Source organism: Streptomyces sp. NPDC025638 (assembly GCF_055558775.1).
On record NZ_JBVHLX010000003.1, the window covers coordinates 357,420 to 384,190 of the forward strand.

Consider the following 26,771-nt stretch of genomic DNA (forward strand, 5'->3'; position numbering starts at 1 on the left):
ACGACGATGCCGTCAGCAGATCGACGGCACATCGCGGCACCAGCCTTTCGCGGCAATTCCGGCGGAGCCGCTAGGCGCCCAGAATTCCCGCCGCCTGGTCGAAGAACTCGCCCAGTTGTGCCTTGATCGTCTTCTTGCCGAAGGCGACGGCGAGGTTGGACTGGAACAGCAGGTCCCAGATCTGGTCGGCACCCTGCGGCGGCGGCACCGGGGCGGGCAGGGCGTTGGACGCCTTCGAGACGCGCTGGGAGATGTAGTCGGCGTTCGCCATGTTCAGCTTGTCGGTCTCGGTCAGGCCCGAGGCGATCAGGTCGCGGGCCTTCGCGGTCGGCGGGATGCCGCGCAGCAGCTGCATGTCCTTGATCGCCGTGGCGTCCTGCGCGAAGAACGACATGATCTTCACGGCGTCGGCGACCTTCTTGCTGGCCTTGGTGGCGCTCAGCAGCACACCGCCGTTGACGAAGTTGCCCTCGCGGGCGCCGGAGAAGTCGCCCTGCGGGGTGGGCAGGAAGTCCAGCTGGGCGTTGGTGATGGAGCCGCCCGCGCCGTAGACACCGGAGTCGAAGGTGAACAGGGCCTTGCCGATGACGACCGCGTTCTTGGTGAGGTCGTTGTGCGCGGCGGAGGTGACGGCCGGCGGCGGGGAAGCATGGGTCTTGCGCATCTCGGCCCAGTACTCCCACCACTCCTGGAGGGTGTCGGAGGTGAAGCCGAGCTTCTTGCCGTCGTCGGAGAAGAACTGCTGGCCCTTCTCCCGGGCGAAGATCTCGAAGCACTGGAGCGTGGAGCCGCCGCCGTCGTCGACGCCGTAGGTCTTGCCGCCGCTCTTCTTGTAGACGTCCTGGGCGATCTTCTTCAGGTCGGCCCAGGTCCATTCGCGGTCCGGCAGCTTCAGGCCCAGCTTCTCCAGGCCGGTGCGGTTGACGGTGAGCTGGTTGACGCCGATGCCGGACGGAACGCCGTACAGCTTGCCGTCGACCGTGCCGGCCGCGAGGAGCGTCTTGGAGAAGCCGGTGAGGTCGAGGGTCTTGCCGACGTACTCGTCGATCGGGGCGAGGACGCCCTTGCGGGCGTACTGGGCGACCAGCGCGGTGTCCATCTGGAGCAGGTCGGGGGCGGAGCCGCCGGCGATGTTGGTGTTGAACTTGTCGAAGTACCCGTCGTAGCCGGAGTAGGTCTCCTGGATCTTGATCTTCGGGTTCTTCTGCTGGAAGTAGGTCAGCGCCTTCTTGTACGCCGCGTGCCGGTCGTCGCTGCCCCACCAGATCATGGTCAGCTTGCTGTTGGTGCTGCCGGCTCCGGTGCCGCCGGAGCAGGCGCCGAGGGTGCCGCCGAGCGCGCCGGCGGCAGCGAGTCCGCTCGCGGTGCGGAAGAGGGTTCTGCGTGAGATCTGGTGACCCACCGGGTCCTCCCTGGAGGTGCGTGACGGATTTCCCGGCCGGTCGCTGCGGCACGGGTGCGAGTTTCATGGGATGCGCCTTCCGGGGGCACGGCCTCGCCCGGCCGCACCGTCCTGGCGGGTGGGATCCCCGGCCACCGTGGCCGTCGCCGTCGAGCACGCCCTCGCGCGGCTGCCGTACGTCTCGTACGGGCGGGAACGCTCACCCCGAGTCGGCGTCCCGGCCGACTTAGAAAGCGCTTGTCCGGACATTGGCAGACCGAGTCGGAGGCCGTCAATCCTTCGTGTGCGCGGCCTCGGTCACGGTTTGGACTCCCCGGGCGACCGCGAGCCGGGCGGCGCCCACGACGGTGCCGAGGTCCCCGACCGTGCTGCTGACCACCTCGGTGGGCCAGCTCAGCCGCGCCAACTCGGCCCGTACACCGGGCAGGAGCTGCGGGTCCGCGCCGGTGCTGCCGCCGAGCACGATCAGTCCCGGGTCCAGCACGGCGACCACGGCGGCGGCGAGCCGACCGATGTCCGCGGCATGGCGGGCCACGACGGCGCGGGCGGTGGCCCGGCCCTGCCCGGCCAGGGCGAACAGCCGCTCGGCGGTGTCCGGGCAGGGCCCGTCGGCGTCCTGCCAGGCCTCGGCGGCCCGGCGCAGGAGGGAGCGTGCGCCGATGTACTCCTCCAGGGCCTCCTGGCGCGGCTCGCGGCCCTCGGCCCAGGGATAGGGCAGCCGGGCCAGCTCGCCGGCGGCGCCGTTGGCCCCGCGCAGCACCCGGCTCCCGACGACGATGCCGAGGCCGATGCCCACGCCGATCCGCAGATAGCCGAAGCTGTGACGGTCGCGGGCGGCGCCCTCGTGCAACTCCGCGAGCGCGGCGCAGTTGACGTTGTTCTCCAGGTGGACGGGGACGCCCGGCGGCAGCGCCACGGCCATGGCGTCGAAGACGGGGCCGGCCTTGGCGGTCGCGGGGCGCACCCGGGTGCCCTCCCCCTGCGTGGTGACATCGCCGACGGCGACGACGATGGTGCGCAGCGGGGTGCCGGCGGGCAGCGCGACGAGGGTCTCGCGTACGACATCGGCCGCGTCCGGCCGGGGACCGGTGGCCTCGGCCAGCAGGGTGCCGTCCAGGGCGCAGCCGCGTACCCGGGTGAGGGCCGGGCCGAGGTCGACGGCGAGGACGGCTCCGGCGGCCGGTCCGAGCCGGTAGACGGCGGCGGTACGGCCGGTGCCGCTGGACGCGGTGCCGGAGTGGGCGGCGAGCCGGGCGCTCTCCAGCTCCGAGACGGCGGTGGACACCGTCGGTTTGGACAGGCCCGCCAGGCTCGCGAGCTGTGGCCGGGTCGCGCTGCCCGCCCGGGCCAGCACGGAGAAGACCGAGCTCGCGCTCTCGGTCAGGCGGGGGGCGTCCGCCACGTCTTGTTCCACAGTTCCCCCACACGGGTCGAGGGCCGCGCTCCCCGGTCGGTCGATCGGTTCGATCCGCTCCGGGAATGCGGCGATGGACTGCCTCTTGACGCACCATACTTCGTTAGTTAGTTTCCTAACGAACTTCACGGTACTCGCCTGCCGTGTTCCGTCAGAGGCCCGTCCCGGGGCTTCCCTAGTTGTTCGCCCTCCCCTGTCCGGACTTGGCTCGCCCGCCGTCGCGGCTACTGCAACGACGAAAGAGGATCCGTGCAGGACGCACTCCCTTCGTGCCCTCTCGTGGTCGGTATCGACGTGGGCGGCACCAAGACCCATCTCCGTGCCGTGGCCGGGGACCGCACGGTCGCCGACCGCGTCCGTACGAGCAGCGGCTGGCGGCCGCACCACCCCGGGGCCGCCGCCGGCTGGCTGGCCGCGCTGGTCCGGGAGGCGCTGCCCGCGGGCGCCCGCCCCGCCGCCCTCGCCATCGGCGGGCACGCCTGCGAAACCCCCCGCCAGTGCGCGGCGATCCGTACCGCGCTGCGGGATCTCCTGGACGTTCCCGTCACGGTCGTGGGCGACGCCGAACTCCTCGTCCCAGCGGCCGGCCTGGCCAAGGGCGTGGGCCTGGTCGCCGGCACCGGCTCGGTGGCCGTGGGCCGGCGTGCCGACGGCCTCGCCGTGCAGGTGGGCGGCTGGGGCGCGGTCCTCGGCGACGAGGGCGGCGCGGCCGGACTCGTCCGTGAGGCCGCGCGGGCCGTCTGGGCCGCCCACGACCGCGGAGAGGAACCCGACGCACTGGCTGCGGGTCTTGTCGCCGCGTTCGACGTGGCCGAAGTCCCCGCGCTCGGTGCGGCGTTGGAGAGCGCCGCCGACGTGTCCGCGGAGTGGGGCCGGCACGCCCCGGTCGTCTTCACGGCCGCCGAGGCGGGCTCGCTCCTCGCCCGCGATGTGATCGCCGCCGGGGGCCGCTCGCTCGCGGCGCTCGTCGTGCGGCTGGCCGAACGCGGTCTCGCCGTCGACGACGTGGTGGTCGCGGGCAGCACCGTCCTCACCCAGCCGCGCCTGTACGACGCCTTCGCCACCGCGCTCGCCGAAGCCCTGCCGGGCGCCCGGCCGCGGCCCCTGCAAGTGCCCCCGGTGGAGGGCGCGTTGGCACTGGCGCGTGCGTTTCTGTGAATCGCGGGGCCGCCGTTCACGCGTGGGTCACGTACCGGTCACCGGTCCCTGGCCGACGGGACACGAACCGGCCCTAGATATTCGCTCGTTCAACTTCTTTCCCACGGGACCGACAAAACCCGAACAGCATCTCCCACCCCGTCGTTCACGTGGGTCTCCCCCGGCCGTACGGCCGAAGAACTCAAGAGAGGCACACGCATGCCGTCATCAGCCGGGCACCGTTCCGACGCGTCGTCCCGTGGACTCGCCGTGAACCGGCGTGGTTTCCTCAGGACCTCGCTGGGCGCCTCCGCCGGGGTGCTCGCGGCCCCGACCTTCGTCGGCTGGCTGTCCGCCGCCGACGCCAAGGCCGCGACCACCGCCGCCGCGTTCGTCGACGACTACAAGACCAATGTCATCGCCAACCTGACGCCCGAGACCAACGCGGTGGTGCGCGTCCTCGGCGGCTTCGCCCAGGTGTGGAAGACCGGTTCCGCCTGGAACACCGGCACCGCGCTGCGGCCCGAGGTGCTGCGCGCCAACATGCGCTACTGCGCCCGGGTCACGCGCCGGCGCACGGACGCCCAGGCGAAGGAGGCCTTCGTCTACGACCGGCAGCACCAGAGCTACGCCATGATCGCCGGCTTGGGCCCGCTGGCCGATCTGTACAAGGCGGGCGCCAAGGCGGTCACGTCCATCACGAGCGCGCCCGACGGCACTCCCGCGACCACGATCAGCGACGCGGTACCGGCCGGCGCCCCGGCGGGTTCGGCGCTCGGCGCGGGCGCGTACGACTCCGCGCTGGGCAAGGTGGCCGAACTGGTCGACACGGTGCGCGGCCCGTACGCCTCCGGCAACCCCGCCAAGTACGCCTACCAGTACCCGCGTCCGTGGCGGATGAACGAGGACAGCGAGGTCGTCGACACCGGGAACACCGACGCGCTCGGGTACCCGGTCTACGAGTCGGACGTGGTGGTCGCCCCACAGCTGCTGCGCCAGCGCAGCACGTCCCCCAGCGACGACGGCGGTTTCCCGAGCGGGCACACCAACGCCTTCCACCTGGCGGCACTGGCGTACGCGTACGCGGTCCCCGAGCGCTTCCAGGAGCTGGTGACCCGGGCCCTGGAGCTCAGCCACACCCGGATCGTGGCCGGAATGCACAACACCGTGGATGTGATCGGCGGCCGGGTGATGGCCACGGCGCTGGCCGCCGCGACGCTCGCCGACCCGGCCAACGCCGGCCTCAAGGCGGCGGCGCGGGCCCAGGCCCTCGCCTACTTCGAGCAGCGGACGGGGACGACGGACGACACCCTGTACGCCTATGCGCACTCGGCCGGCCCGGACAGCGACCCGTACGCCGACCGCGAGGCCAACGCCGACGCCGCCACGCCCCGGCTGACCTATGTGCTGACCCGGCACGGCCGCGACCTGCCCCTGACCGTGCCCAAGGGTGCCGAGGCGCTGCTGGAGACGCGGCTGCCGTACCTCGACGCGGCGCAGCGGCGCGAGGTGCTGCGCACCACCGGGCTGCCCTCCGGGTACGTGCTGCTCGACGGCGCCGAGCAGTGGGGCCGGCTCAACCTCTTCGCGGCGGCGGACGGTTACGGCGCCTTCGACTCCGACGTCACGGTCACGCTGGACGCGGCCGCCGGGGGCTTCGCCGCCGCCGACAACTGACGCAACGACATCGACGGGTGCGGCGCTCTGACCAAGCGGGGCACCGGCACGCTGACGCTGACCGGCCGCAACCGGTACACGGGCGGGACCGTGCTGGCCGCGGGCACGCTGGTGGCGGAGGCGGAGGACGCGCTGGGCCACGGTGACGTGCGGGTCTCGGGCGGAACGCTGCGGGTGGACGAGCGCGTGCGGGTGCGGGGTGTGTACACACAGGACTCCGGCACGCTGGAGCTCACGCTGCGCGCCGGCCGCAAGGTGCCCCTCGTGGTCAAGCACCGGGCGGTGCTGGGCCGGGGCACCGTGCTGTCGCTGCGCCTCGACGCCGAGCGCCCGCCGACCGCGGGCGGCACGCTGCCGGTCGTGGACGTTCCGCTGCTGCGCGGCCAGTTCGACCGCGTCGAGGTGAACTCCGACCGGCTTCGGGCCGTACCGGTCTATACGGCAGAGGGTCTGTCGGTACGACTCGTGAAGCGGTGACGCGCCTGGCGGCGGGAGCGCTGCGACAGTAAGGCCATGACACGGCAACTGATCGCTCCCGCCACCTTGCGGTGGCTGTCGGCGCAGGGCGGATGATGGCGCGGGAACAGCAACCGGTCCTCGAACCCGAGGTCCGTGACGGCGGTGGACAGCAGGCACAGTGGGCGACTGCGCCCGCCCGCCTGTACGACGGCCTGCGGCGGCGCCGGCGGTGGCTGGTGCCGCTCCTCGTGGTGCTGATGCTCACCCAGATGGCCGTGGCGATGGTGACCGCGGCGGCGCGGCAGACGCCGACGATCGACGAACCGGTGTACGTCGCCACGGCCACCGACTATCTGCACGAGCATCGGCTGCGCTACAACCCCGAGCACCCGCCGCTCGGCAAGCTCGTGATCATGGCGGGGGTGGCGGTAGCCGACCCGCACTACGACGCGTCGTTCCCCGGCAGTCAGGGGCAGGTGGGGCGGCATCTGCTGTACGAGTCGGGGAACGACCCGTGGCGGCTGATGCTGTGGGCCAGGCTGCCGGTGATCGCGCTGACGCTGCTGTTCGGGCTGGTGGTCCTGGTGTTCGCGCGCGAGGTCGCCGGCACGGCGGCCGGGCTGACGGCCCTGGCCCTGTACGCCTTCTCCCCCGATGTCGTCGCGCACGGTTCGCTGGCCACGCTGGACGTGCCCACGGCCGGGTTCGTGCTGACGTCGGCGTGGCTGGTGTGGCGGGCCCGCCGCGGGCCCGGACTGTATCTGCCGCTCGCCGGTGCGGCGCTCGGGGCGGCGGTGGCCACCAAGATGAGCGCGCTGCCCGCGATTCCGGTGCTGATGGCGCTGGCCCTGGTGTCCGTGTGGCACGCCCGCCGTCCGCAGGGTCGTGCCGAGCGGCGCAGGGCTCTCGCGCTCGGTCTGGCGGGCGCGGCCGTGGTGGCGCTGACCGCGATCGCCGTCGTATGGGCGACGTATCTCGCGGTCGACCCGCGACTGCGGTTCTCCCCCGCCGAGCCGGTGCCGGTCATCCGCGGGCTGCATGAACGCCTGGTCGAACTCATGCCGTTCCCGGGGGCGTTCCGGGCCGGGATGCGTGCCCAGTTCGGCCTGGAGAACCTTCCTTGGCAGGGCTATCTGTTCGGCCGCCTCTACACCGGCTCGCTCTGGTACTACCTCCCGGCCGCCCTGCTGGTGAAGACCCCGCTGGGCATGCTCGCACTGTGGGCGGCGGGCGCCGTGGTGGTCGTCGCGGTACGGCGGCTGCGGCCCGCCGCGCCGTATCTGCTCGTCCCGCCCGCCGTGCTGCTGGCCGCGGCGATGACCGGGTCGCGGGACTTCGGCACACGGTACGCCCTGTTCATGCCGATGTTCCTCGCGGTCGCGGGCGGCTGCGTGCTCGCGGTGCGGTGGCGGTGGGCGCCGGTGGCGGCCGGGGCGCTGGTGGCCTTCGTCGCCGTCAGTTCGCTGCGCACGTACCCGTATTACCTGCCGTACTCCAACGAGGCGTTCGGCGGACCGGCGAAGACCCATCTGCGGCTGCACGACTCCAACGTGGACTGGGGCCAGGACCTGGGCCGGCTCGCCGACCGGCTGGAGCGGCGGTACCGGGGCGAGCGGGTCTGGCTCGTGTACAAGGGCAGTGCCGTGCCGTCGTACTACGGTGTCCACGCGTCCGATCCGCGCAAGGTGCCGGAGGACGACGTGCACGGGCTGCTGGTGGTGTCGGACTCATGGGTCGCCAAGGCACGCGGAAAACTGGCCGAATTGATCAAGACTGCTCATCCGATCGACGAAGTCGGTCACTCGATCACGATCTACCGACGCTGACCCGTGGGCGGGTCCGCACCGCCGGCCGTGCGTCCGTCTCGGAGCCGATCCGGAGCTCTCGCACAACCCCTGGTCACCACAGTCCGTGAGCTATGTTGAGGTTTCGTGGGAGACAAAGGAGGCGCACCGGTGTCATCGCCGCAGCAGGCACGCGCGCAGGCGTCCGCGATCACCTCGGGCAAGACCGTTCCGGAGGCGGTAGCTGCACCGACCTCCCAGCTCAGGGAGCTCTTCGACGGCCCGCGGCTGTCCCCGGGGCAGCGCCGCATCGCCCAGTACCTGATCGAGCACATCACCGAGGCCGCGTTCCTGTCGATCACCGATCTCGCCGAGCGGGTGGGCGTCAGCCAGCCGTCGGTGACCCGGTTCGCCGCCGCGGTCGGCTTCAGCGGTTACCCCGCGCTACGGGAGAAGCTCCAGTCGATCGCCCTGCGCACCCTCGCCGGCGGCCCCGGCGCGGCCGACGAGGACCGCAGCAACGAACTCCAGGCCGCAGTCGACGCCGAGATCCAGAACCTGGAGAACCTCCGGCGCGACTTCGCCGACCCCGACCGGGTCATCTGGCTCGGCCGCGAGCTGTCCCGGTCGACGCCGCTGACCGTGCTCGGGCTGCGCATCTCCGTGTCGCTGGCCGAGTACTTCGCCTACGCCGCCCGCCGCATCCACCCCGACGTACGGCTGGTGACCCGGGGCGGCACCGTCGCCTACGACGCGCTGCTGCAGTCGCGCGAGGCGGGCGGCACCTGGGTGCTGGCGTTCGGGATGCCGCGGCACGCGCAGGAGACGCTGACCGCGATCCGGGTCGCGCGCGGCGCGGGCCTGCGGGTCGCCCTGATCACCGACCTGGCGCTCGGGCCGCTGGCCGACGAGGCAGACGTCACCTTCACCACCGGCACCGGCTCCCGCCTGGTCTTCGACTCCTATGCCGCACCCAACGTGATGTCCGCCGCCCTGCTCCAGGCCATGACCGATGCCGACCCGGAGCGCACCCAGGCCCGCCTCGAGGACTACGAGCAGGTCGCCGAGCAGCACCAGTTCTTCCTCAAGGACTGACACCGGTCCGACCGCCACCGACCCGGCGGCTCCTCGCCCCTTTCGCCCACAAGGCCTTGTACGGGGATCATTCACCTCAAATCGCGCATGAATGTTTTCATACGTCTTGCAAAGGCGACGGCATATATAAATACTGCTCACGGATCGCACCCGCCCCGAGAAAGCCGACGGACCGCCCATGCGCACGCAGCACCACCCGCCGCGCCGGCGCCCGACGCCCGGGGCCCCAGAACGGACACCCTCAGCCGCCGTCCCTACCCACGTCGGTGCCAGGGGTGTTCGGTCGGGCGACGCCTGCGCGGCTCGCCCGTGGTGGCGGCCCCGGTCATCCCCTAGACCGGGGCCGCCCCAGAATCCGTCGGACCACCCCTCACGACGCCGCACACCGCACACCCGGAAGCGATGATCATGACCCTGACGACCACCACGCGCATCAGCCAGGACTGGCCCTGCCAGGTCAAGACGCCCGGCAGCTACGACTGGGAGCGCTCGGCTGCCAAGTGGCTGCGCGAGCTGGTACCGGCCCGCTACGCCAGCTATCCGGCGCTCATCCGTCATCCCGTGCTGCTCGCCCGGCACGCGCAGATCCAGGTCCAGCACGAGATCCGGGTGGCACGGACGGCACTGCAGACCGCGCGGGCCGAGCTGCCCGTGCTGGGGATACCCGAGTCGGTCATCGAGCACACGATCAAGCTGTACGCGGCGGAGGTCATGCAGCTGCAGCACATCGCACGCAGCGTCCGGGCGGTCACCGAGGCCCTCGTCGGACACAGCACCGGCCGCTGACCTGCCGGTCACCGGGCGGCGGAGCGAAGCCGGATGCCCAGAGGCCTCGATTCCCGGACGGACCCAGGTGTGCAATGCTCACTTCGTGACGAGTGAGCCCGCACCACCGGCGGAGAGCGGCACCGTCCCCGACCTGGCGGCGCTGGCCAGGGTGGTGGCCAGACAGCGGGCGGAGATGGACCTGCTGCGGGAGCAGACGGCGACCTCGGCGGTACTGGAGCGCGCCAAGGGTGCGCTGATGGCCATGACGGGCTGCTCCCCGGACACCGCGCACGAGGAACTCGTCGAACGCGCAAGGACCGGGCACCGCACCCTCGTCGAGGAGTGCCTGCTCACGCTCGGCGCGCTGACGCCGCCCCTGGCCCACGCCTTCGACGCCACGGACTCCACCGATGTCGCGGCCGGCACCGGGTCCGGTCCCGTCCGATCCGAGGGGAGCGCCCCATGGGACGCCCCGGCCGCCGGGACCGACGAGCGCTCCGAGGTCCTCGCCCGTCTCGGCAAGGCCCTGGTCCGCGTCGACTCGCCGCAGGAACTCGCCGCGTCCCTGCTGGCACACCTCGGTCCGGACGTGGGCGCCGACGCCGTCGTGCTCTATGTGCTGCGGCCCGACGGCGGGCTCGAACTCGTCGGACACGCAGGCCTCGACGAAACCTTCGCGGGCCAGTGGCGCCATGTGCCGCCACTGAGCGGAGTGGCCGCGCTGGACGCGCTGCGGGCCCGGGAGCCGCGCTGGCTGGAGGACTTCGCCACGGACCGGGACCGCTACCTGCTGATCGGGAATCCGCCCGAGCGGTGGCTGTCGCGTGCCTGGCTGCCCGTGCCGACGGGCGGCACGGCCGAGGTGGTGCTGGGCGTCCTGCGCCGGCCCGCCGGCCCCTTCACCGCGCGCGACCGGGAACTCCTGCGGGCCGCCGCGCGGCTCTGCGCCGGCCGGCTGCGCGCCTTCGACCGGGCACGGGGGCGCACCGACGAGGGTGTCGCCGACACGGTGCAGGCGGTGTTCGACGCGCTCCCGGGCGCGGCGGTCCTGCTGACCCCGCTGCGCGGCACATCGGGCGAGGTGGAGGACTACCGGATCGACGCCGCGACCCCGCGGGCCGTCGACGTCTTCGGCCGGACCGGGCGTGAGCTGCTCGGCCTGCGCATCCTCGAGTGCTACCCGTCGGTCGCGGGCGAGCCGCTGTGGCAGGGGTACTTGACGGCGCTCGCCGGTGAGCAGCCGTACCAGGGCGAGCCGTTCGCCTACCACGAGGTCGTCGACGGGGTGCGGGAGACCGCCACGTACTCGGTGCAGGCGACGCGGCTGGGCGACGGACTGCTGGTCAGCTGGGTCCGGCACGACCCCGTGGCCCGGCAGGAGCAGCGGCTGGCGGACGTGCAGCGGCTGGGCAACCTCGGCTGGGCGAGCTGGAACCTGGCCACCCGCGAGGCGACCTGGTCGCCCCAGGTCTACGCCCTGCTGGGCCGGGATCCCGCGCGCGGCCCGGTCCGCCTGCGGCAGTTGCCGGACCTCGCGCTGCCCGAGGACGCTCCCGCGCTGTCCCACGCCGTCACCGAACTCGTCCGCGCCGGGGAGCCGTTCGACGTGCCCTTCCGGATCAGGTCCGCCTCCGGCATACGGCATCTGCGCGCCGTCGCCGAGGCGGTGGCGGACCCGGACGGCACGCCCGTCGAGGTGCACGGCTTCATACAGGACCTCACCGCGCAGCGCAGCGCCGAACTCGCGCTGGTGGAGAGCGAGCGGGCCATCCTGCTGCAGCGCGGCATCCTGCAGGCCGAACGGGCGCTGGCCACCCGGCTCCAGCACGCGCTGCTGCCGCTGCCGAAGGCACCCGTGCGACTGGCCGGACTGCGCGTCGAAGTCGCCTATCTGCCCGCCCGGTCGGAGATCCATGTCGGCGGCGACTGGTTCAGCGCCATCGAACTGCCCGACGAGGACGCGCTGTTCGTGATCGGCGACGTGGCGGGCCACGGCATCGACGCCGTGGCCACCATGGCCCAGCTCCGCTTCACCGCCAAAGGCATGGTCAGCACGGGTTCCTCGCTGACCGGGGCGCTCGCCCGGCTGAACACCCTGCTGCTGCACTCCGGGGACAGCAACACGACCGCCACCATGGTCCTCGCCCGGTACGCGCCGCAGGAGCACCGGTTCAAGTGGGCCCAGGCGGGTCACCTGCCGCCGCTGCTCCTGCGCCGGGGCGAGGCGCGCTATCTGGACCGGCCCGACGGCATCCTGCTCGGGGCGAGCACGTCCCCGAAGTTCGATGCCGCGGAGTGCCGTCTGGAACCCGGGGACCGGCTGCTGCTGTTCACCGACGGTCTGGTCGAGCGGCCGGGCGAGCATCTCGACACGGGCCTGGCCCGTCTCGCCGAGGCCGTCCTCGCCCATGACGACAAGGGGGCCGGCTCCCTGGACGCGCTGCTCGGCTCGATGCTGGAGGGCGAGCGCCGGGACGACGTGTGCGTCCTGGACATCCGGGTGCCTCCGGCGGAGACGTAGGCGCGGCCGTCAGTCCTCGTCGCGGTGCCACCAGTACCAGCACAGGCCCACGACGAGGGCGAGCAGGAATACGGCGGGCAGCACGAGGCCCGGGATGCGGGAGCCGCTCATCGGGGACGCCTTCGGATCAGGGCGGCAAAAAGCCGTACGTCAGGTGCCCCATGGTGACGTACAGGGGGATTTCGGTCACCGCGCTTTTCCGCAGTCGTTGCCGGGCGTTCGAGTATCCGGGGATGATGTCATTCCCCCGGGTGACCAGGTACGACGCCCCGTCCGCCCGTCAGCCGCCGTCGAGGCTCGTGCGGGACTCCAGCGCCCGGCGGGTGTCGTTGCCGTAGACCCCGGTCTCGTCCCCGGAGATGCCGTACCAGAGCTGGAAGCGGGCCACGGCCTCGGTGAGGACGGTGTCGTAGTGGCCGTCGGTGGAGCCGCCGCGGTAGACGTCCGGGACGGCCAGCAGGCGCTGCTGGAGTTCGGTGACCTCGGGGCCGCTGTCGCCCTGACGCAGTGTGCCCGGACCGTCCGGGTCGGCGGCCGAGGTGGCAGTGGCGGTGGTACTGGGTGTGGCGGGGGCGGCGGGTGCTGTCGTGGGCGGAGCGGCGGGCGGAGCGGCGGTGGCGGCGTCTCCTCGGCCGGGCAGCAGCAGCGCGCAGCCGAAGCCGACCAGTGCGGCCGCGGACACCGCGACCGCGACGCCGGCCCGGCGCAGACCGGTGCCGAAGCCGAAACGGCCGCCGACCGATGTCGCGTGCCGGGCGTGGCCGAGGGGCGGCAGTTCCTGGGTCTCGTCCTCGGCGACGTTGCGCCACCGCGGGTTCGCGACGGCCTCGTAGCTCTCGGTGTCCTCCGCGCCCTCGGCGTCCTGCCGCATCTCCCGCATCAGCTCCGCGAGGGCGTCGAAGCGCCGCAGGCGCAGGACGCGGACGGGTTCCAGGACCGGGCCGTGGGGCGGCTGTTCAGGGTCGGGCGGTGTCGACACACTGCTCTCCTTCCGCGATCCCCGTGAGGAGATACGGAAGGGGCGTCGCGCCGGTTCAGCGTCGGGCCGGGCCGGGCCCGCTCCCGACGAAGCGGCGCAGGGACTTCGTCATCGCGGCGACGAAGGCTTCCCTGGTGTCCTCCGTGAGGGCGTCCAGGGACAGATACGGGTTGAGGTCCTCCAGCTCGACCAGCAGGAGACCGCCGTCCGGGGCGCGGCAGGCGTCGACGCGCTGGATGCCGTGTTCGAGGCCGTTCCAGTCGATGAAGCGCCGGGCGAACTCCAGGTCCTCGGGCGCGGGTTCGTACGGCTCCAGCCGCCAGCGCTGCGCGACGTCCGGCGCGTACAGGGCGTACTGGAAGTCGTGGTCGACGAAGTAGAACGACACCTCGTAGGCGAAGTCCACGCACGGCTGGACGAGCACGGTCCCGCCGGCCAGGTCGCGCAGCCGGTCGGCGGGGACGATCTCCAGGCCTATCGAGTCCGCGCCGAGCCTGGGCTTGACCACATAGCGTTCGGCGGCCGGCAGCAGGTGCAGGTCCTCGGCCCGGTCCACGGTGGGAATGACCGGGAAGCCGGCCGCGGTGAGATCGAGCAGATACTGCTTTCCGGCCATGTCCGCCCGGCCGGTGAGCGGGTTGTAGACCCGTGTCCCGTCGCTCAGCGCCCGCGCGCGGAAGGCGTCGTACGCCTCCTGGTACCCGAGGACCGGACCGCTGTTGCGGATCACCACGGCGTCGAAGCCGTCCATCAGCGCCGCCGCCGCCGGCGGATGGCACAGCGCCAGGTCGAAGTGCTCGCGCAGCCGGGAGGTCAGGAAGATGTCCTCGTCGCAGTAGCGCCGCCCGCGGGCCGGGTACGCCAGGTCGGTGACGTAGAGGACACGGGGGCCGGCGGCGGGCAAGGGGTCTCCTCGGGCATCGGGCGGGCAGGTGCGGAAAGGTTACGTTGCCGCGCGGGCGGCTCCGACCCCCGGCCCCGGTCCCGGGGGCATTGGCCACGGGGAAGAGATCCGTACAATTTGAGTCCGAACGATCATCCACGGCCGGTCCCGGCCGTGCGGTGTCCGCGCAGCGACCCGAAGGAGCGCCCGTGCCCGGCCAGCGATCCATCACCGAAGCCGAGAGGCTCGTCTCGGAGAAGCTCGGCGGCATCCCGATCCGCCGGGAACAGATGGCGGCCGTGGCCAACATCTACCGGGCCGCCTCGGCGGTGCGCCAGCACCTGGAGAACTCCGTGCTGCGTGGTTCGGACCTGACCTGGACGGCGTTCGTGGTCCTGTGGGTGGTGTGGGTGTGGGGCGAGTCGGAGACCCGGCACGTGGCGGAGGAGGCCGGGATCTCCAAGGGCACGCTCACGGGTGTGGCGCGCACCCTGGAGTCGCGCGGGCTGCTGCGCCGGGCCGGGCATCCGCAGGACGGCCGGCTGGTCCTGCTGAGCCTGACCGACAAGGGCGAGGACCTGATGCGGCGGGTGTTCCCGGAGTTCAACGAGGAGGAGGCATTCGTCACCGCGCGGCTGGACGACGACGGGTGCCGCAGCCTCGCGGAGGGGCTGCGGCAGGTCGTCCTCCAGGTGGAGGAGCACGGCGAGGAGCGGCGCCGGCAGCTGCTGGACGGTGCCGAGCCCGCGCCCCGGCGCAGCGGGCGGCGGCCCAAGGCGTGAACTCGTGAACTCGGGGGCCGTGCTCAGGCCCGGCTCCGGGCGGCTCGTACCAGAGCGTCGAAGAGTGCCTGCTGGGCCGGGTCCCGGTGCGCCGTGTCCTCCGGGTGCCACTGCACGGCCGTGAACCAGCCCCGGGCAGCCGGGAGTTCGAGGCCCTCGACGGTTCCGTCCTCGGCGGTCGCCGTGACCGTCAGTCCGGTGCCGAGCCGGTCGACGCGCTGGTGGTGGTAGCAGGAGGCGTCCGCCTTCTCCGCGCCGGTGGCCTGCTCCAGCAGGGTGCCGGGCGCTATCCGTACCGGGTGGGCGAGGTGGCGGTGCTCCCGCTCCGGGCCGCCCATGTCCTGCTCCAGGCTGCCGCCGAGGGCCACATTGACCGCCTGCAGACCGCGGCAGACGGCGAGCAGGGGCAGGCCCGACTCCAGCGCGTGGCGGGCGAGCCGGAGGTCGAAGGCGTCCTGGAGGTCATCGACGTCGTAGACGGTGTCGTGGGTGTCGGTCGCGCCGTAGCGGTGCGGGGCGAGGTCGCCGCCGCCGGGGAGCAGGACGCCGTCGAAGCGGGCGAGCCGGTCGGCCACGCCGGTGTCCGCGGGGTGAAGGCTCACGGGTTCGCCGCCGGCCCGCCACACGGCCTCGATCAGCGCGCCGGCGTTGACCTCGGCCGCGTACCGCAGGGCGGAGGTGGTCGCGCTGAAGCGGGCGGGGATGGCGATCAGGGGGCGGGTCACAGCTGGATCCAGGTCGTCTTGAGCTCCGTGTACTTCTCCAGGGCGTGGACGGACTTGTCCCGGCCGTTGCCGGACTGCTTCATGCCGCCGAAGGGGACGGTCAGGTCGCCCTCCTCGTAGCAGTTGACCCAGACCGTGCCCGCCTTCAGCTGCCGCGAGACCCGGTGCGCGGTGGACAGGTCGGAGGTCCACAGGCCGGCCGCGAGTCCGTACTCGGTCGCGTTGGCGAGCCGTACCGCCTCGTCGAGGTCGTCGAAGGCGAGGACCGCCAGCACCGGGCCGAAGACCTCCTCGCGGGCCAGGCGCATCCCGGGGGTGACCGCGTCAAAGACGGTGGGGCCGAGGTAGCTGCCGCCGGTACCGGTCAGGGTGCGCCCGCCGCCGGTGCGCAGCCGGGCGCCCTCGGTCTCGGCGGTGGCGATGTGGTCGAGGACGCGGCCCAGGTGGGCCTCGCCGACCAGGGCTCCCAGCTCGGTGGCCGGGTCGAGCGGGTCGCCGACGCGCAGTTCCCGGGCCCTTCGTACGACGGCCTCGGTGACGCGTTCGGCGATCGAGGAGTGGACCAGGAGCCGGGAGGGTGCCGTGCACATCTCGCCCTGGTTGAAGAAGATGCCCCAGGCGGCGGTGGCGGCGGCCCGGTCCAGGTCGGGGGCGTCGGGCAGGACGATGTTCGGTGACTTTCCGCCGAGTTCGAGCCAGACGCGCTTGAGGTTGGAGTCGGCGGAGTAGCGCAGGAAGTGGCGGCCGACGGCGGTGGAGCCGGTGAAGGCGAGGACGTCCACGTCGGGGTGCAGGCCGATCGCCCGGCCCGCGGTGGGGCCGTCGCCGGTGACGACGTTGAGCACGCCCGGTGGCAGACCGGCCTCCGTGCCGATCCGGCCGAGGAGCAGGGCGGACAGCGGGGAGGACTCGGACGGCTTCAGTACGACGGTGCAGCCGGCGGCGAGGGCCGGGGCGACCTTCCAGCTCGCCAGGGTGAGGGGGAAGTTCCAGGGGACGACGGCGCCGACGACTCCGGCGGGCTCGCGGGTGACGAGGGCGAGGGCGTCGGGGGCGGTGTGCGGGGACTCGTCGGTGAGCTTGTCGGCGAGCTGGCCGTACCAGCGGAAGGTGGTGATGGCGGCGCGCAGTTCGATGTCGTACGCGTCGGTGATCGGCTTGCCCATCTCCAGGCTGACGGTGAGGGCGAGTCTCTCCCGCTGTTCTTCGAGGAGTTCGGCGATCCGGAGCAGCACCCGGCCGCGCTCGGCGGGGGCGAGGTGCGGCCAGGGGCCGGAGTCGAAGGCCCGGCGGGCGGCGGCGACGGCGTGGCCGACCTCGGCCGTCCCCGCGTCGGGGACATGGGTGAGGGTCTGCCCGTCGCGGGGCGAGACTACCGCGAACGTCGCCCCTCCCCCGGCTTCGTCCCTCCCGTCGATGTGGTGCCGCGCGGGCAGGTCGAGTGCCTTGGCCCGGCGCAGCAGTTCGTCATGGGTGACGTCCAGCATGGTGTTCCGTTCGGGGATATGGGGCCCGGCTCCCGGGGGAGCCGGGCCCGGCGGGGGTGCGTCAGCGGCCGGCGGTCCGGGCGTGGACCACGCGCGCGGCGGCGGCGCCCAGGAGCAGTACCGCGGGGACGGCGAGGACGAGCCAGGTGGCCGTGGTGGCGTCGCCGCCGATGAGGGTGGTGAAGTTCGCCAGGACCACCCAGATCACGGCGGCGATGCCGAGGGCGCCGAGGGCGGGGGCGATCAGGGTGTTCCAGCGCCGGGTGTCGAGGCGCTCACGACGGAAGAAGACGATCACGGAGACCGAGGTCAGGAAGTACAGGAGCATGCAGGCGAGGACGCCGACTCCGCTGAACCAGGAGAAGAGGGTGAGGACCGGGTCCTTGCCCGCGACGGCGAACGGGATGACCAGCAGCACGGCGATCGCGGTCTGCACCGCGCCCGCGGCCCCTGGCGAGTGGCGCCGGTTGAGGGAGCGCAGCCGGCCGGGCAGCAGACCCTCGCGGCTGAGGGAGAACAGATAGCGGTTGGCGGAGTTGTGGAAGGCGAGGATGCCGGCGAACAGCGAGGTGCCCAGCAGGACGGGCAGCACGTCGTTGACCCAGCCGCCGAACTGGTTCGCGATGGGTGCGAAGACGAACACCGTGGAGTCGCCGCCCGCCAGCGCCTTGCCCGCGGCCTCGGTGACCTTGGAGGGGCCGTAGGAGGAGACGAGCATCCAGGAGGTGAAGGCGAAGAAGCCGGTGACCACGGCGACCGAGAGATAGGTGGCCCGGGGCACGGTCCGGTGCGGTTCGCGTGCCTCCTCGCCGTAGATGGCGGTGGCTTCGAAGCCGAACATCGACGCGACGGCGAACATCAGCGCCACGCCCGGGGCGCCCTGCAGTACGGCGCCCGGTGAGAAGGTGTGGGCGACGCCGAGACCCTCGGGCCCGCCGCCCTTGACGAGGGTGACCACGGCGAAGGCGAGCAGGATGCTGAACTCGGCAAGGACGAACACGGCGAGCACCTTGGCGCCGATCTCGATGCCCGCGGCGCCCAGCACCTGCACGACGACCATGGTCACGAGGGCCCACACCCACCAGGAGATCTGCACCCCGCCGTAGTGCTGGACCAGGCCGCCGACCGTGAAGCCGTACAGGCCGTACATCGCGGCCTGGACCGTGCAGTAGGCGAACAGGGCCACGGCGGCGCTGCCGCTGCCCGTGGTCCGGCCGAGGCCCTTGCCGATGTAGGTGTAGAAGGCGCCCGCGTTCACCACGTGCCGGCCCATGGCCACGAAGCCCACGGAGAACAGCAGGATCACCGCGCCGGCGACGGCGTAGGCGGCCGGGGCCCCGGGGCCGTTGCCGACCGCGACGGCGATCGGGACGGCGCCCGCGATGCCGGTGAGCGGCGCCTGGGCGGAGAGGACGAAGAAGAGGATGCCCAGGACTCCCAGGGCGTTGCGCTTGAGGGTGCCCGTTGCCTGGGGGGCCTCTTTGGCCCGGGGTGCTGCGTCGACCGTCTGACTGTCCACTCGGATCACCTGCTGAGGAGGGGAGGGAGGTTTCGTTTTGAGCCAAACGAGTTGCCTCATGTTGGGCTGGAACTATCCATATGGCAAGGGGTCGAGGGAGGAATTTACGCAGCGGAGACCCCCGCCGCGGGCGCGACGGGGGTTCCCTGCCGGACCACCCTCAGACGTCGGCCCCGGACGACCGTTCGCCCAGGTCACGCAGCAGGGCGCGAAGCTCGGCCAGGGCATCCTCGGTGACGTCCCGCTCGCCGAAGACGAGCTGGTGCAGCACCAGGCCCTCCAGCGCGGCGAAGACCAGCCGGGACAGGCCCCGGTCGACCGGCCGGGACAGCATCTGGGACAGCTCGCGCCGGGTGGCTTCGAAGTACTCCTCGTACAGGCCCCGCAGATGCGGCAGCAGCTCCGGGCGGCGGCGCGCCTCCAGCAGCAGCTCGTACTGGAACGCCTGGAGGTCGGGACCGGACTCCACCATGTCCGCCAGGCCGACGGAGAAGTCGGCGATCTCACCCGTGCCGGGTTCGAGGGCGCTGCTGCTCAGGGAGGAGCGCACGGCGTGCGCGAGCGCCTCCTCGATCAACGCGTCCCGGGAGCCGAAGTGGTGCACGACGAGCCCGTGGGTGACCCCGGCCTCCTCCGCGACGGCCCGGTACGTCAGCCTGCGCAGCCCGCCCCGGGCCACCACGCGCACGGCGGCGTCGAGCAGGGCCTCCCGGCCGGCTCCGTAGTTCTTCACGCGCTTGCGGGGGCGCTGCTCACCGGCGGGCTCGCTCATGGACGTGACCCTACCCGCGCCGTTCACCTCATCGCCGCGGCGGCCGGATGCCGCGGAACTCCCAGTCCCCGCCGAGCGCCGTGGACAGCACTTCCTCGGACTCGGTGGGCTGGGCGCCGACGTCGGAGCGGACCGGGGTGGGCCCGGTGACGACATGGTTGGTGAGCCTGCCCAGGCCCTCGACCTCCACCTCCACCACGTCGCCCGGCCGGACCGGGCGGGAGTTGGCCGGGGTGCCGGACAGCAGCACGTCACCGGGGTACAGGGTGATCGTCCGGGCGATGTCGGCGACGAGATAGTGCATGTCCCACTTCATCTCGTCGGTGGAACCGTCCTGCACCACCTCGCCGTTGACGTAGGTGCGCAGCCGCTTGCCGTGGAAGTCCCAGTCGGTGACCAGGCCGGGCCCGAGCGGGCACAGGGTGTCGGAGCCCTTGACCCGGAGCATCGAGCCGGCGTCGGTGTCGCGGAAGTCGTGCAGTCCGTAGTCGTTGGCGACGGTGTAGCCGGCGATGTACTCGCCCGCCTCGGCCGGGGAGATGTTCCGCGCGGTCCGCCCGATGACGATGGCGACCTCGCCCTCGTAATTCAGCCACTTGCAGCCCTCGGGCCGGACGATCGCGCCCCGGTGGGAGTTGAGAGACGAGGTCGGCTTGTGGAAGTAGGTCGGGGTGTCCGGGAGGTCGATCCGGAACTCCTCCACCCGGCTGCGGTGGTTGAGGTGGACGGCGATCACCTTGGACGGAACGACCGGGGGAAGGTGCCGGGCGTCCTCGGTCTTGACGCGGCGGCCGTCCCCGGCGACGAGTTCCTTGCCGTCGACGGTGACCTGGACGGCGGCGCCGTCGAGGAGGATGCGGCGGTATTCGGGCATGGTCGGGGCTCCTCAGACGCGGCTGTGCGGGGTGCGGGGGGACGGCGGCACGGACGGACCGGTGCCCGTCCAGCCCTCGGCGGGGCGGTCGAACCAGAGGTGCACCTGGCCGGTGCCGACGGAGTTCTCGTACGCGCCGTACTGACGGGCCCTGGCCACGCACGCCTGCTCGCCGAGTGCGCCCGCCATCATCAGGTAGTGGAAGAACTTGGCCTCCGGCCTGAACCTCCAGAACTCGTCCATGCTGTCGAGGACCTTGTCGTGGCGGCCCTCCTTGAACCAGGCGATCCGCTCCTCGTCCGCCGCGCGCGCCTCGGGCGTGAAGATGTGGACGGGGTCGCTGGCCTCGTGGTCGCGCAGCTCCCGCAGGGGCCAGAAGGTGTGCGAGAGCGCACCCGAGGCGATCAGCAGCACCCGGCGCCCCGGGGTGGCCGCGATGCCGTCCGCGAGGGCCCGGCCGAGGCGCAGATGGTCCTCCATGTCACCGGTCTGGCAGACGCCGATGGTCACCCACCGCTTGTCCGCAAGGCCCTCGCCGAGGAACTTCCAGAGGTTGATGGTGGCGTAGTAGATCGGCAGGTAGTCGTCGTCGATCGGGGTGATCCAGGTGCCGTGCTTGTCGGCGAACTGTGCCACGTTGTGGGCGAGTTCGGGGTCGCCGGGGAAGTCGTACGGCATTCGGCACATGCCGCGCGGCAGTTCCTCGGAGGTGAACAGGCCCGCGCGGCGGTGCTGGGCGGTGACGACGAACTCGACGGTGGTCGCCCAGTGGGAGTCGAGGACGACGACGGTGTCGTAGTCGTCCCGTGTGAAGACGTCCCGGCGCAGCTGCTCAAGGCCGGTGACGAGGGTGATCTCCCTGCCCCCGTTGAGCGCCAGCCGGTCGGCCTCGGGCAGCACGATGGTGGGGACGTGGGCGAGCAGTCCCGCCCCGACGATCTCACCCATGGTCCTTCCATCCCTTCGGGGCGGTGACGGTGTTCTTCAGGTCGCAGTAGAAGTCGAAGCTCCAGCTGCCGCCCTCGCGGCCGACGCCGGAGAGGCGGGAGCCGCCGAAGGGTGCCCGCAGGTCGCGTACGAAGAAGCAGTTGACCCAGACGGTGCCCGCGACCAGCCTCGCGGTGACGCGTTCGGCGCGTGCGCGGTCGCCGGTGGCGACGGTGGCGGCCAGTCCGAAGCGGGTGTCGTCGGCGAGGCGGACGGCCTCCTCCTCGGTGGCGAAGGTCTGCAGGGTGAGGACCGGGCCGAAGACCTCCTCCTGGACGATCTCCGAGTCCTGGGCGACATCGGTGAGCAGCGTCGGCGCGTAGTACTGGCCGTCCTCGGGGTGGCCGCCGATGACGGCACGGGCGCCCGCCTCGATCGCGCGCCGCACGAACCCGTCGATCTTCTCCAGCTGACGCGGGTGGATGTTCGGGCCGATGTCGGTGGCCTCGTCGCGCGGGTCGCCCTGCCTCAGCCGCGCGGCCTTCTCGGTGAAGCGCCGGGTGAACTCGCCGGCGACCGACTCCTCGACCAGGATGCGGGTGGCCGCCAGACACACCTGACCGGCGTTGTCGTACTGCTCCACCGCGAGGTCGACGGCCAGGTCCAGGTCGGCGTCGGCGAAGACCAGCAGCGGTGACTTGCCGCCCAGTTCGAGGCTCAGCGGGGTGAGGCGGGCGGCGGCCGAGGCGGCGATGCGCCGGGCGGTCGGCACCGAGCCGGTGAAGCTGATGCGGCGGACGTCCGGGTGCGCGGTGAGGGCGTCGCCGATCTCGGCACCGTACCCTTGCACGACGTTCAGGACACCGGCGGGCAGTCCGGCCTCGGCGGCGATGTCGGCCAGCAGCGAGGCGGTCAGCGGGGACCATTCGGCGGGCTTGAGGACCACGGTGTTCCCCGCGGCGAGGGCCGGGGCGACCTTCCAGGTGGCCAGCATCAGCGGGGCGTTCCACGGGGTGATCAGCACGCACGGCCCGGCCGGGTCCCAGCTGACGTGGTTGGTGTGGCCGCGCGTCTCGAAGTCCTCGTGGTCGAGCTGGAGCAGCCAGTCCGCGAAGAAGCGGAAGTTGTGGGCGACACGGGGCATCACACCGCGCCGGTGCGAGCGGAGCAGGGCCCCGTTGTCCGTGGTCTCGACGATCGCGAGGTCCTCGATCCGCTTCTCGACACCGTCGGCGATGGCGTGCAGGACGCGGGCACGTTCGGCGCGGGGCGTGGCGGCCCAGGCGGGGAAGGCGGCCTTGGCGGCGGCAACGGCGGCCTCGGCCTCGGCGGGACCGCCGCGGGCGATCTCGCCGAGGGCGGTTCCGTCGATGGGCGAGTGGTCGGTGAAGGTGTCTTCGGAGGCGACGCGCCGGCCGCCGATCCAGTGCCGGGTGTCGATGGAAACACCGGCGACGACGATCTTGTCAGACATACGAACGGCTCCTGTTGAACGAGGGAACGGCGACCCACCCAGGGGCGCGGGGAACTGCGCGACCAGCCACAGACGTCCGGAGTCTCGATGACGGCCTCACTCGGCACTCACCCCCGACGTCCCGGACTCCAGCAAGCGCCCGCCGTCCCATACGACGCCCACCTGCCGGTAGTACGCAGCGATCGGCTCACGAACCTCCAGCCGCGCCAACTCCTCGGTCGGCGCCGCGAACAACTCCAACTCGGCGTCACCGACCCACGGTTGACCCCCCTGGAAGGAATCCGCCCCCGACTCGATCAGCTCGTCCAGTGCAAGCCCCTTGCCCTTCTCGATCGAGGGCAGCCAGCGATGGTGGGCCATGGGGTGCCCGTTGACGAACCCGTTGGTGTCGGCAGGCTCCCTCAGGGTCACAACCACCTGAGCCAACCGCCGGTCGGCAGCCGCGAGCGTCGCCCCGAACCGCGCCCCCGCCTCGATCCGCGGAGCGGGCCCGTACGGATGCGGCCGTGTCTGGTGAATGGACCCGAGCTTCTTCGGATACCCCTGGTGCAGCCCCCGCGCGATCGCGAAGTCCTTGTCCACCCAGATGTACACGCACCGCGAGTACGTCTGCCCCCGGTACGTGCACCGGACGACCGCGAAGGCCTCCTTGTACTGCGACAGCACCGGATCGAGCAGCTCCGGGCCCGACTGTGAGCAGGACTGCCAGTCGGCCCAGATCAGGGCGACCGCACCGGGGTCCTCGTCGGCCAACTCCAATGGTTCGGGGAGCAGTTCACGCACCCGCGAGGGATCCGTGCGGTATTCGACAGTGAGCAGGTCGCCGGAGTAGTGCCAGGGCGGCGAGGGGATCAGCGAGGAGGCACCCGTCGCCGTCTTGGGGTGGAAGTAACCGCGAACACTGGTCACTTGAGGCTCCTTACGCGGTGAGGGCGGGTTGCTTCAGCAGTTCGGCGCGATAGCGGGCGGCGGCGGACGCGACGCCGGGGCCGCCGAGCGCGACGACGCCGACCAGGCGGCCGTCGCGGTGGTAGCCGGCGAGAAGGTCGCCGTCGGTGTCGCCGTCGAGGACCCGGACGTCGGCGAGGCCGAGCGCGGGCGCGCCGAAGGACTGCAGCCGGAAGTCGTGCTGGTCGCTCCAGAAGGTGGGCAGCGGCGCGAACGGCGCCGGCTCCGGCTCACCGTCGACGAGATGGGCGACGAGGGCCTTCGCGGCCTGCTTCGCGGTGTCGGTGGGGATGGACCAGTGCTCCACCCGGCGCGGCACGCCGTCGTAGCGGGCGTTGGGGAAGCGGGCGACGTCGCCGACCGCGACGACCTCCGGGCGGCCGCCGACCCGCAGCAGCTCGTCGGTGAGGACGCCGTCGGTCAGGTCGAGGCCGTTGCCGTCCAGCCACTCGGTGTTGGCGACCGAACCGACCGATTCGACCACCACGTCGGCCGGCCGGACCGAGCCGTCGCTCAGCACGACACCGGTGACCCGGTCGTCGCCCTCGAAGCCCGCGACACCCGTGCCGAGCGCGAAGCGCACCCCGCGCTCCTCGTGGCGCGCGAGCAGCGCGCGGGCGAGGAGGTCGCCGAGCGGGCCCACCATCGGCAGGGGCAGCGGATCCACGACGGTCACCTCGGCGGCGCCGAGTCCCACGGCGGTGGCGGCGACCTCGCAGCCGATGAAGCCGGCGCCGACCACGACCACCCGTGCGCCGGGCCGGGTCAGCGCCTCGCGCAGGCCTTGGGCGTCGGCGAGGGTGCGCACCGTGTGCCGGCCCGCGAGCGGACCGGGGCAGCGCAGCCGCCGGGGCCGCATGCCGGTGGCGACGACGAGACCGTCGTACGGGAGCACCTCGCCTCCGTCGAGTTCGACGGTCCGTTCGACGAGCCGGGCCGCGACGACCCTGCGGCCGAGGCGCCACTCCACGTCGGCGACGCTTCCGCGGGGACGGAGGGCCAGTGACGCGAAGGGCGCCTTTCCGGCGAGGACCTCCTTGGAGAGCGGAGGGCGGTTGTACGGCATGTGGGGCTCGTCCCCGATGACGGTGACGGCCCCGGTCCAGCCCGCCGCACGCAGCTGTTCGGCGGCACGCAGGCCGGCCATGGAGGCGCCGGCGACGACGATGCGACCGCTCATGGGTCAGTCCTCGATCCTGATGGCCTGCAGCGGGCAGACGTCGGCGGCCTCTTCGACCTCGTCGCGCAGGGCGTCGTCGGGGTCGGCGACGTAGCCGAGGCGTCCGTCGGCGTCGAGCCGGAAGACGTCGGGCGCCGCGAAGACGCACTGGCCGTGGTCCTGGCACTTGTTCATGTCGACGACGACCTTCATGGCCGGTCCTCCTGAGGGTGAGGGCGTCGGAGCGGGGTGAAGGAAAAGCGAAGTAAGGGGGTGGGGCCCCTCCGGCTCAGGAGGGGCCCCGGCCAACGGGGTGCGGTGACCGCACCCCGAACTCGTTTGGCTTCAAACAAGGTAGGGAGCCGCCACCCCCTGGTCAATACCTATCCGGATGGATAAATTCTTGGCCCGAACCCCTTGCGGCGCGGACCACCCCTCCATACCGTTTGGCTTCAAACAGCATGCCGGGAGCCGCCTGGGAGCCACCCCTCCCCCACCGCGCCCCGACGCTGCCGCCACACGCCACCCACCTCCCGGACCGCATGTCCCGGAGGTGCCCGACGTCCGCCCCAGGAGACAACGGTGAGCGCTCACGACATCCAGGAAGTCCGCCGCCACATGGAACGGCTCGCCGCCGACGGCACCGACGTGGTCCGGGTGACCTATCCCGACCTGCTCGGCACCGACCGGGCGCGCGACCTCCTGGTCGAGGAGCTCCCCCGGGCCATGGAGCACGGCCTCGCCTTCTGCCGGGCCGTGTACCACACCAGCCCCCAGGGCGATGTGGTTCCGGTCAGCGGCGGCCTGGACGCCGGGCTGCCCGACATCGCCGTACGCCCCGACCTCGACACGCTGGTCGCACTGCCCTGGGAGCCCGGAGTCGCCTCCTGTCTCGCCGAGGTCGTCGACCCGGCCACCGGGTCACCGGCGCCCGAATCCCCCCGCGACCTGCTGCGCACGGTCCTCGACCGCTGTGCCGAGCACGGGCTGCACCCGGTCGTCGGGCCGGAGCTGGAGTACTACCTGTGCGAACCGGACCCGGCCGGCGGCTGGCGCCGGTACGCGCGGAATCCCGGGGTCGTGTACACCGCCGGACTGCGCGCCGACCCCGACAACCACCTGCTGCGCACCCTGCGCCAGGCGCGCGACCTCGGCATCGGCGTGATCAGCGGCAACCACGAGTTCGACGGCGGGCAGTTCGAGATCAACCTGGATCACTCCGACGCGCTGTCGGCCGCCGACCGCTCCTTCCGTTTCAAGGCCGCGATCAAGGAGCTGGCCCGCCGCGAGGGCAGGCTCGCCACCTTCATGGCCAAGCCGTTCAACGACTCCGGCGGCTCCGGCTTCCATCTGCACCTGTCCTGCGACGGCCCCGACGACCGCAACGCGTTCGACGACCAGGCGGGGGCGTACGGCCTCTCGCGCACCGCGCGCCACGCGGTCGCCGGTGTCCTCGCGCACGCTCCGGCGCTGGCCGCGCTGCTCAATCCGACGGTGAACTCGTACAAGCGCTTCGGGCCCGACACCCTTGCCCCCTGGCTGATCGACTGGGGCCTGGACAACCGCAGCGCCATGGTCCGCATCCCGCCGGAGCGCGGTTCCGGCGCCCGTTTCGAGCTGCGGCTGGGCGACGCGAGCGCCAATCCGTACCTCGCCATCGCCGGGACCGCGGCCGCCACGCTGCTCGGCGTGCTGGCGGGCGAGGAGCCCCCGGCCCCGCTGGAGGGATACGGCTACGACACCGCCAGGTCGGCCATGCTGCCGACGACCCTGTCCGCCGCCCTGGACGCGCTGGAGGCGGACACCGCCCTGGCCGACGTCCTCGGCAAGGACTTCACCACGTCCTTCCTCTCCTACAAGCGCGACGAGGTCGAACGTTTCCAACGGCACGTCACCGACTGGGAGTTCACCGAGTACGCCTACCACCTGTGACACCGCCCGTGACGCCGTCCACGTCGCCGTCCGTGCCGCCGTCCCCGATGCCG

At 72.3% G+C, this 26,771-nt stretch carries 21 protein-coding genes and 1 pseudogene; 8 read left to right on the forward strand and 14 right to left on the reverse strand.

Annotation, left to right across the window (positions count from 1 at the left end):
* Positions 1–70: 70 nt before the first annotated feature.
* Positions 71–1,402 (reverse strand): ABC transporter substrate-binding protein, encoded by a 1,332-nt coding sequence (locus tag ACZ4EG_RS09640; RefSeq protein WP_467790212.1) that lies wholly within the window; start codon positions 1,400–1,402, stop codon positions 71–73.
* A gap of 271 nt (positions 1,403–1,673) precedes the next feature.
* Positions 1,674–2,804 (reverse strand): ROK family transcriptional regulator, encoded by a 1,131-nt coding sequence (locus ACZ4EG_RS09645; RefSeq protein WP_467790213.1) that lies wholly within the window; start codon positions 2,802–2,804, stop codon positions 1,674–1,676.
* Between the two features lie 261 nt (positions 2,805–3,065).
* On the opposite strand from ACZ4EG_RS09645, the gene ACZ4EG_RS09650 reads away from it, so the two are divergent.
* The 6 genes and pseudogenes from ACZ4EG_RS09650 (at position 3,066) to ACZ4EG_RS09675 (ending at position 12,257) form a co-directional block, all read left to right on the forward strand.
* A complete protein-coding gene (locus tag ACZ4EG_RS09650; protein ID WP_467790214.1) occupies positions 3,066–3,974 on the forward strand; it encodes an N-acetylglucosamine kinase in 909 nt (302 codons plus the stop codon).
* Positions 3,975–4,172: 198 nt separating this feature from the next.
* Positions 4,173–6,107, forward strand: a pseudogene (locus tag ACZ4EG_RS09655) (phosphatase PAP2 family protein).
* A gap of 239 nt (positions 6,108–6,346) precedes the next feature.
* Positions 6,347–7,915, forward strand: coding sequence for a phospholipid carrier-dependent glycosyltransferase (locus ACZ4EG_RS09660; protein WP_467790421.1), 1,569 nt, complete (start codon positions 6,347–6,349; stop codon positions 7,913–7,915).
* 129 nt (positions 7,916–8,044) lie between these two features.
* On the forward strand, positions 8,045–8,968 hold the full coding sequence (locus ACZ4EG_RS09665; protein WP_453546204.1) for a MurR/RpiR family transcriptional regulator: 924 nt from the start codon (positions 8,045–8,047) through the stop codon (positions 8,966–8,968).
* Positions 8,969–9,370: 402 nt separating this feature from the next.
* Positions 9,371–9,754 (forward strand): hypothetical protein, encoded by a 384-nt coding sequence (locus tag ACZ4EG_RS09670; RefSeq protein ID WP_363297995.1) that lies wholly within the window; start codon positions 9,371–9,373, stop codon positions 9,752–9,754.
* Between the two features lie 85 nt (positions 9,755–9,839).
* Entirely contained in the window at positions 9,840–12,257 is a 2,418-nt protein-coding gene (locus ACZ4EG_RS09675) for a SpoIIE family protein phosphatase (RefSeq protein WP_467790215.1), read from the forward strand.
* Between the two features lie 280 nt (positions 12,258–12,537).
* On the opposite strand, the gene ACZ4EG_RS09680 is transcribed toward ACZ4EG_RS09675, so the two are convergent.
* Positions 12,538–13,236, reverse strand: a complete 699-nt coding sequence (locus ACZ4EG_RS09680) for a peptidoglycan-binding domain-containing protein (protein WP_467790216.1) — start codon at positions 13,234–13,236, stop codon at positions 12,538–12,540.
* Between the two features lie 55 nt (positions 13,237–13,291).
* Positions 13,292–14,140 (reverse strand): ATP-grasp domain-containing protein, encoded by an 849-nt coding sequence (locus tag ACZ4EG_RS09685; protein ID WP_467790217.1) that lies wholly within the window; start codon positions 14,138–14,140, stop codon positions 13,292–13,294.
* Between the two features lie 188 nt (positions 14,141–14,328).
* On the opposite strand from ACZ4EG_RS09685, the gene ACZ4EG_RS09690 reads away from it, so the two are divergent.
* Positions 14,329–14,901, forward strand: a complete 573-nt coding sequence (locus ACZ4EG_RS09690) for a MarR family winged helix-turn-helix transcriptional regulator (protein ID WP_390731157.1) — start codon at positions 14,329–14,331, stop codon at positions 14,899–14,901.
* 23 nt (positions 14,902–14,924) lie between these two features.
* On the opposite strand, the gene ACZ4EG_RS09695 is transcribed toward ACZ4EG_RS09690, so the two are convergent.
* The 10 genes from ACZ4EG_RS09695 to ACZ4EG_RS09740 form a co-directional block, all read right to left on the reverse strand.
* Positions 14,925–15,626, reverse strand: a complete 702-nt coding sequence (locus ACZ4EG_RS09695; protein WP_467790218.1) for a gamma-glutamyl-gamma-aminobutyrate hydrolase family protein — start codon at positions 15,624–15,626, stop codon at positions 14,925–14,927.
* Complete coding sequence (locus tag ACZ4EG_RS09700) at positions 15,623–17,113, reverse strand: aldehyde dehydrogenase (RefSeq protein ID WP_467790219.1); 1,491 nt, start codon at positions 17,111–17,113, stop codon at positions 15,623–15,625. Before ACZ4EG_RS09700 ends, ACZ4EG_RS09695 begins: the two co-directional genes overlap by 4 nt.
* Before the next feature lie 61 nt (positions 17,114–17,174).
* Positions 17,175–18,632, reverse strand: a complete 1,458-nt coding sequence (locus ACZ4EG_RS09705; protein ID WP_467790220.1) for an APC family permease — start codon at positions 18,630–18,632, stop codon at positions 17,175–17,177.
* Positions 18,633–18,792: 160 nt separating this feature from the next.
* Positions 18,793–19,404: a TetR/AcrR family transcriptional regulator gene (locus ACZ4EG_RS09710; protein ID WP_467790221.1), complete on the reverse strand. Its 612-nt coding sequence runs from the start codon at positions 19,402–19,404 to the stop codon at positions 18,793–18,795.
* A gap of 28 nt (positions 19,405–19,432) precedes the next feature.
* Positions 19,433–20,278 carry a fumarylacetoacetate hydrolase family protein gene (locus ACZ4EG_RS09715; protein WP_467790222.1) on the reverse strand — a complete coding sequence of 282 codons (846 nt, stop codon included), beginning with the start codon at positions 20,276–20,278 and terminating at the stop codon, positions 19,433–19,435.
* 12 nt (positions 20,279–20,290) lie between these two features.
* Positions 20,291–21,226 carry a 3,4-dihydroxyphenylacetate 2,3-dioxygenase gene (locus tag ACZ4EG_RS09720; RefSeq protein WP_467790223.1) on the reverse strand — a complete coding sequence of 312 codons (936 nt, stop codon included), beginning with the start codon at positions 21,224–21,226 and terminating at the stop codon, positions 20,291–20,293.
* Positions 21,219–22,679 carry an aldehyde dehydrogenase gene (locus ACZ4EG_RS09725; RefSeq protein ID WP_453546184.1) on the reverse strand — a complete coding sequence of 487 codons (1,461 nt, stop codon included), beginning with the start codon at positions 22,677–22,679 and terminating at the stop codon, positions 21,219–21,221. Before ACZ4EG_RS09725 ends, ACZ4EG_RS09720 begins: the two co-directional genes overlap by 8 nt.
* Positions 22,680–22,775: 96 nt before the next feature.
* Positions 22,776–23,588: an acetoacetate decarboxylase family protein gene (locus ACZ4EG_RS09730; RefSeq protein WP_467790224.1), complete on the reverse strand. Its 813-nt coding sequence runs from the start codon at positions 23,586–23,588 to the stop codon at positions 22,776–22,778.
* Positions 23,589–23,598: 10 nt separating this feature from the next.
* Complete coding sequence (locus tag ACZ4EG_RS09735; protein ID WP_467790225.1) at positions 23,599–24,807, reverse strand: NAD(P)/FAD-dependent oxidoreductase; 1,209 nt, start codon at positions 24,805–24,807, stop codon at positions 23,599–23,601.
* Positions 24,808–24,810: 3 nt separating this feature from the next.
* Positions 24,811–24,999, reverse strand: coding sequence for a ferredoxin (locus tag ACZ4EG_RS09740; protein ID WP_467790226.1), 189 nt, complete (start codon positions 24,997–24,999; stop codon positions 24,811–24,813).
* Positions 25,000–25,368: 369 nt separating this feature from the next.
* Between ACZ4EG_RS09740 and ACZ4EG_RS09745 the strand changes: the two genes are divergently transcribed.
* Positions 25,369–26,718, forward strand: coding sequence for a glutamine synthetase family protein (locus ACZ4EG_RS09745; protein WP_453546174.1), 1,350 nt, complete (start codon positions 25,369–25,371; stop codon positions 26,716–26,718).
* Positions 26,719–26,771: the final 53 nt, after the last annotated feature.

Coding starts and splice junctions, on each gene's coding strand:
- ACZ4EG_RS09660 (WP_467790421.1), top strand. CDS start 6,347: ATGCTCACCCAGATGGCCGTGGCGATGGTGACCGCGGCGGCGCGGCAG.
- ACZ4EG_RS09670 (WP_363297995.1), top strand. CDS start 9,371: ATGATCATGACCCTGACGACCACCACGCGCATCAGCCAGGACTGGCCC.
- ACZ4EG_RS09700 (WP_467790219.1), bottom strand. CDS start 17,113: ATGCTGGACGTCACCCATGACGAACTGCTGCGCCGGGCCAAGGCACTC.
- ACZ4EG_RS09710 (WP_467790221.1), bottom strand. CDS start 19,404: ATGAGCGAGCCCGCCGGTGAGCAGCGCCCCCGCAAGCGCGTGAAGAAC.
- ACZ4EG_RS09715 (WP_467790222.1), bottom strand. CDS start 20,278: ATGCCCGAATACCGCCGCATCCTCCTCGACGGCGCCGCCGTCCAGGTC.
- ACZ4EG_RS09720 (WP_467790223.1), bottom strand. CDS start 21,226: ATGGGTGAGATCGTCGGGGCGGGACTGCTCGCCCACGTCCCCACCATC.
- ACZ4EG_RS09725 (WP_453546184.1), bottom strand. CDS start 22,679: ATGTCTGACAAGATCGTCGTCGCCGGTGTTTCCATCGACACCCGGCAC.
- ACZ4EG_RS09735 (WP_467790225.1), bottom strand. CDS start 24,807: ATGAGCGGTCGCATCGTCGTCGCCGGCGCCTCCATGGCCGGCCTGCGT.
- ACZ4EG_RS09740 (WP_467790226.1), bottom strand. CDS start 24,999: ATGAAGGTCGTCGTCGACATGAACAAGTGCCAGGACCACGGCCAGTGC.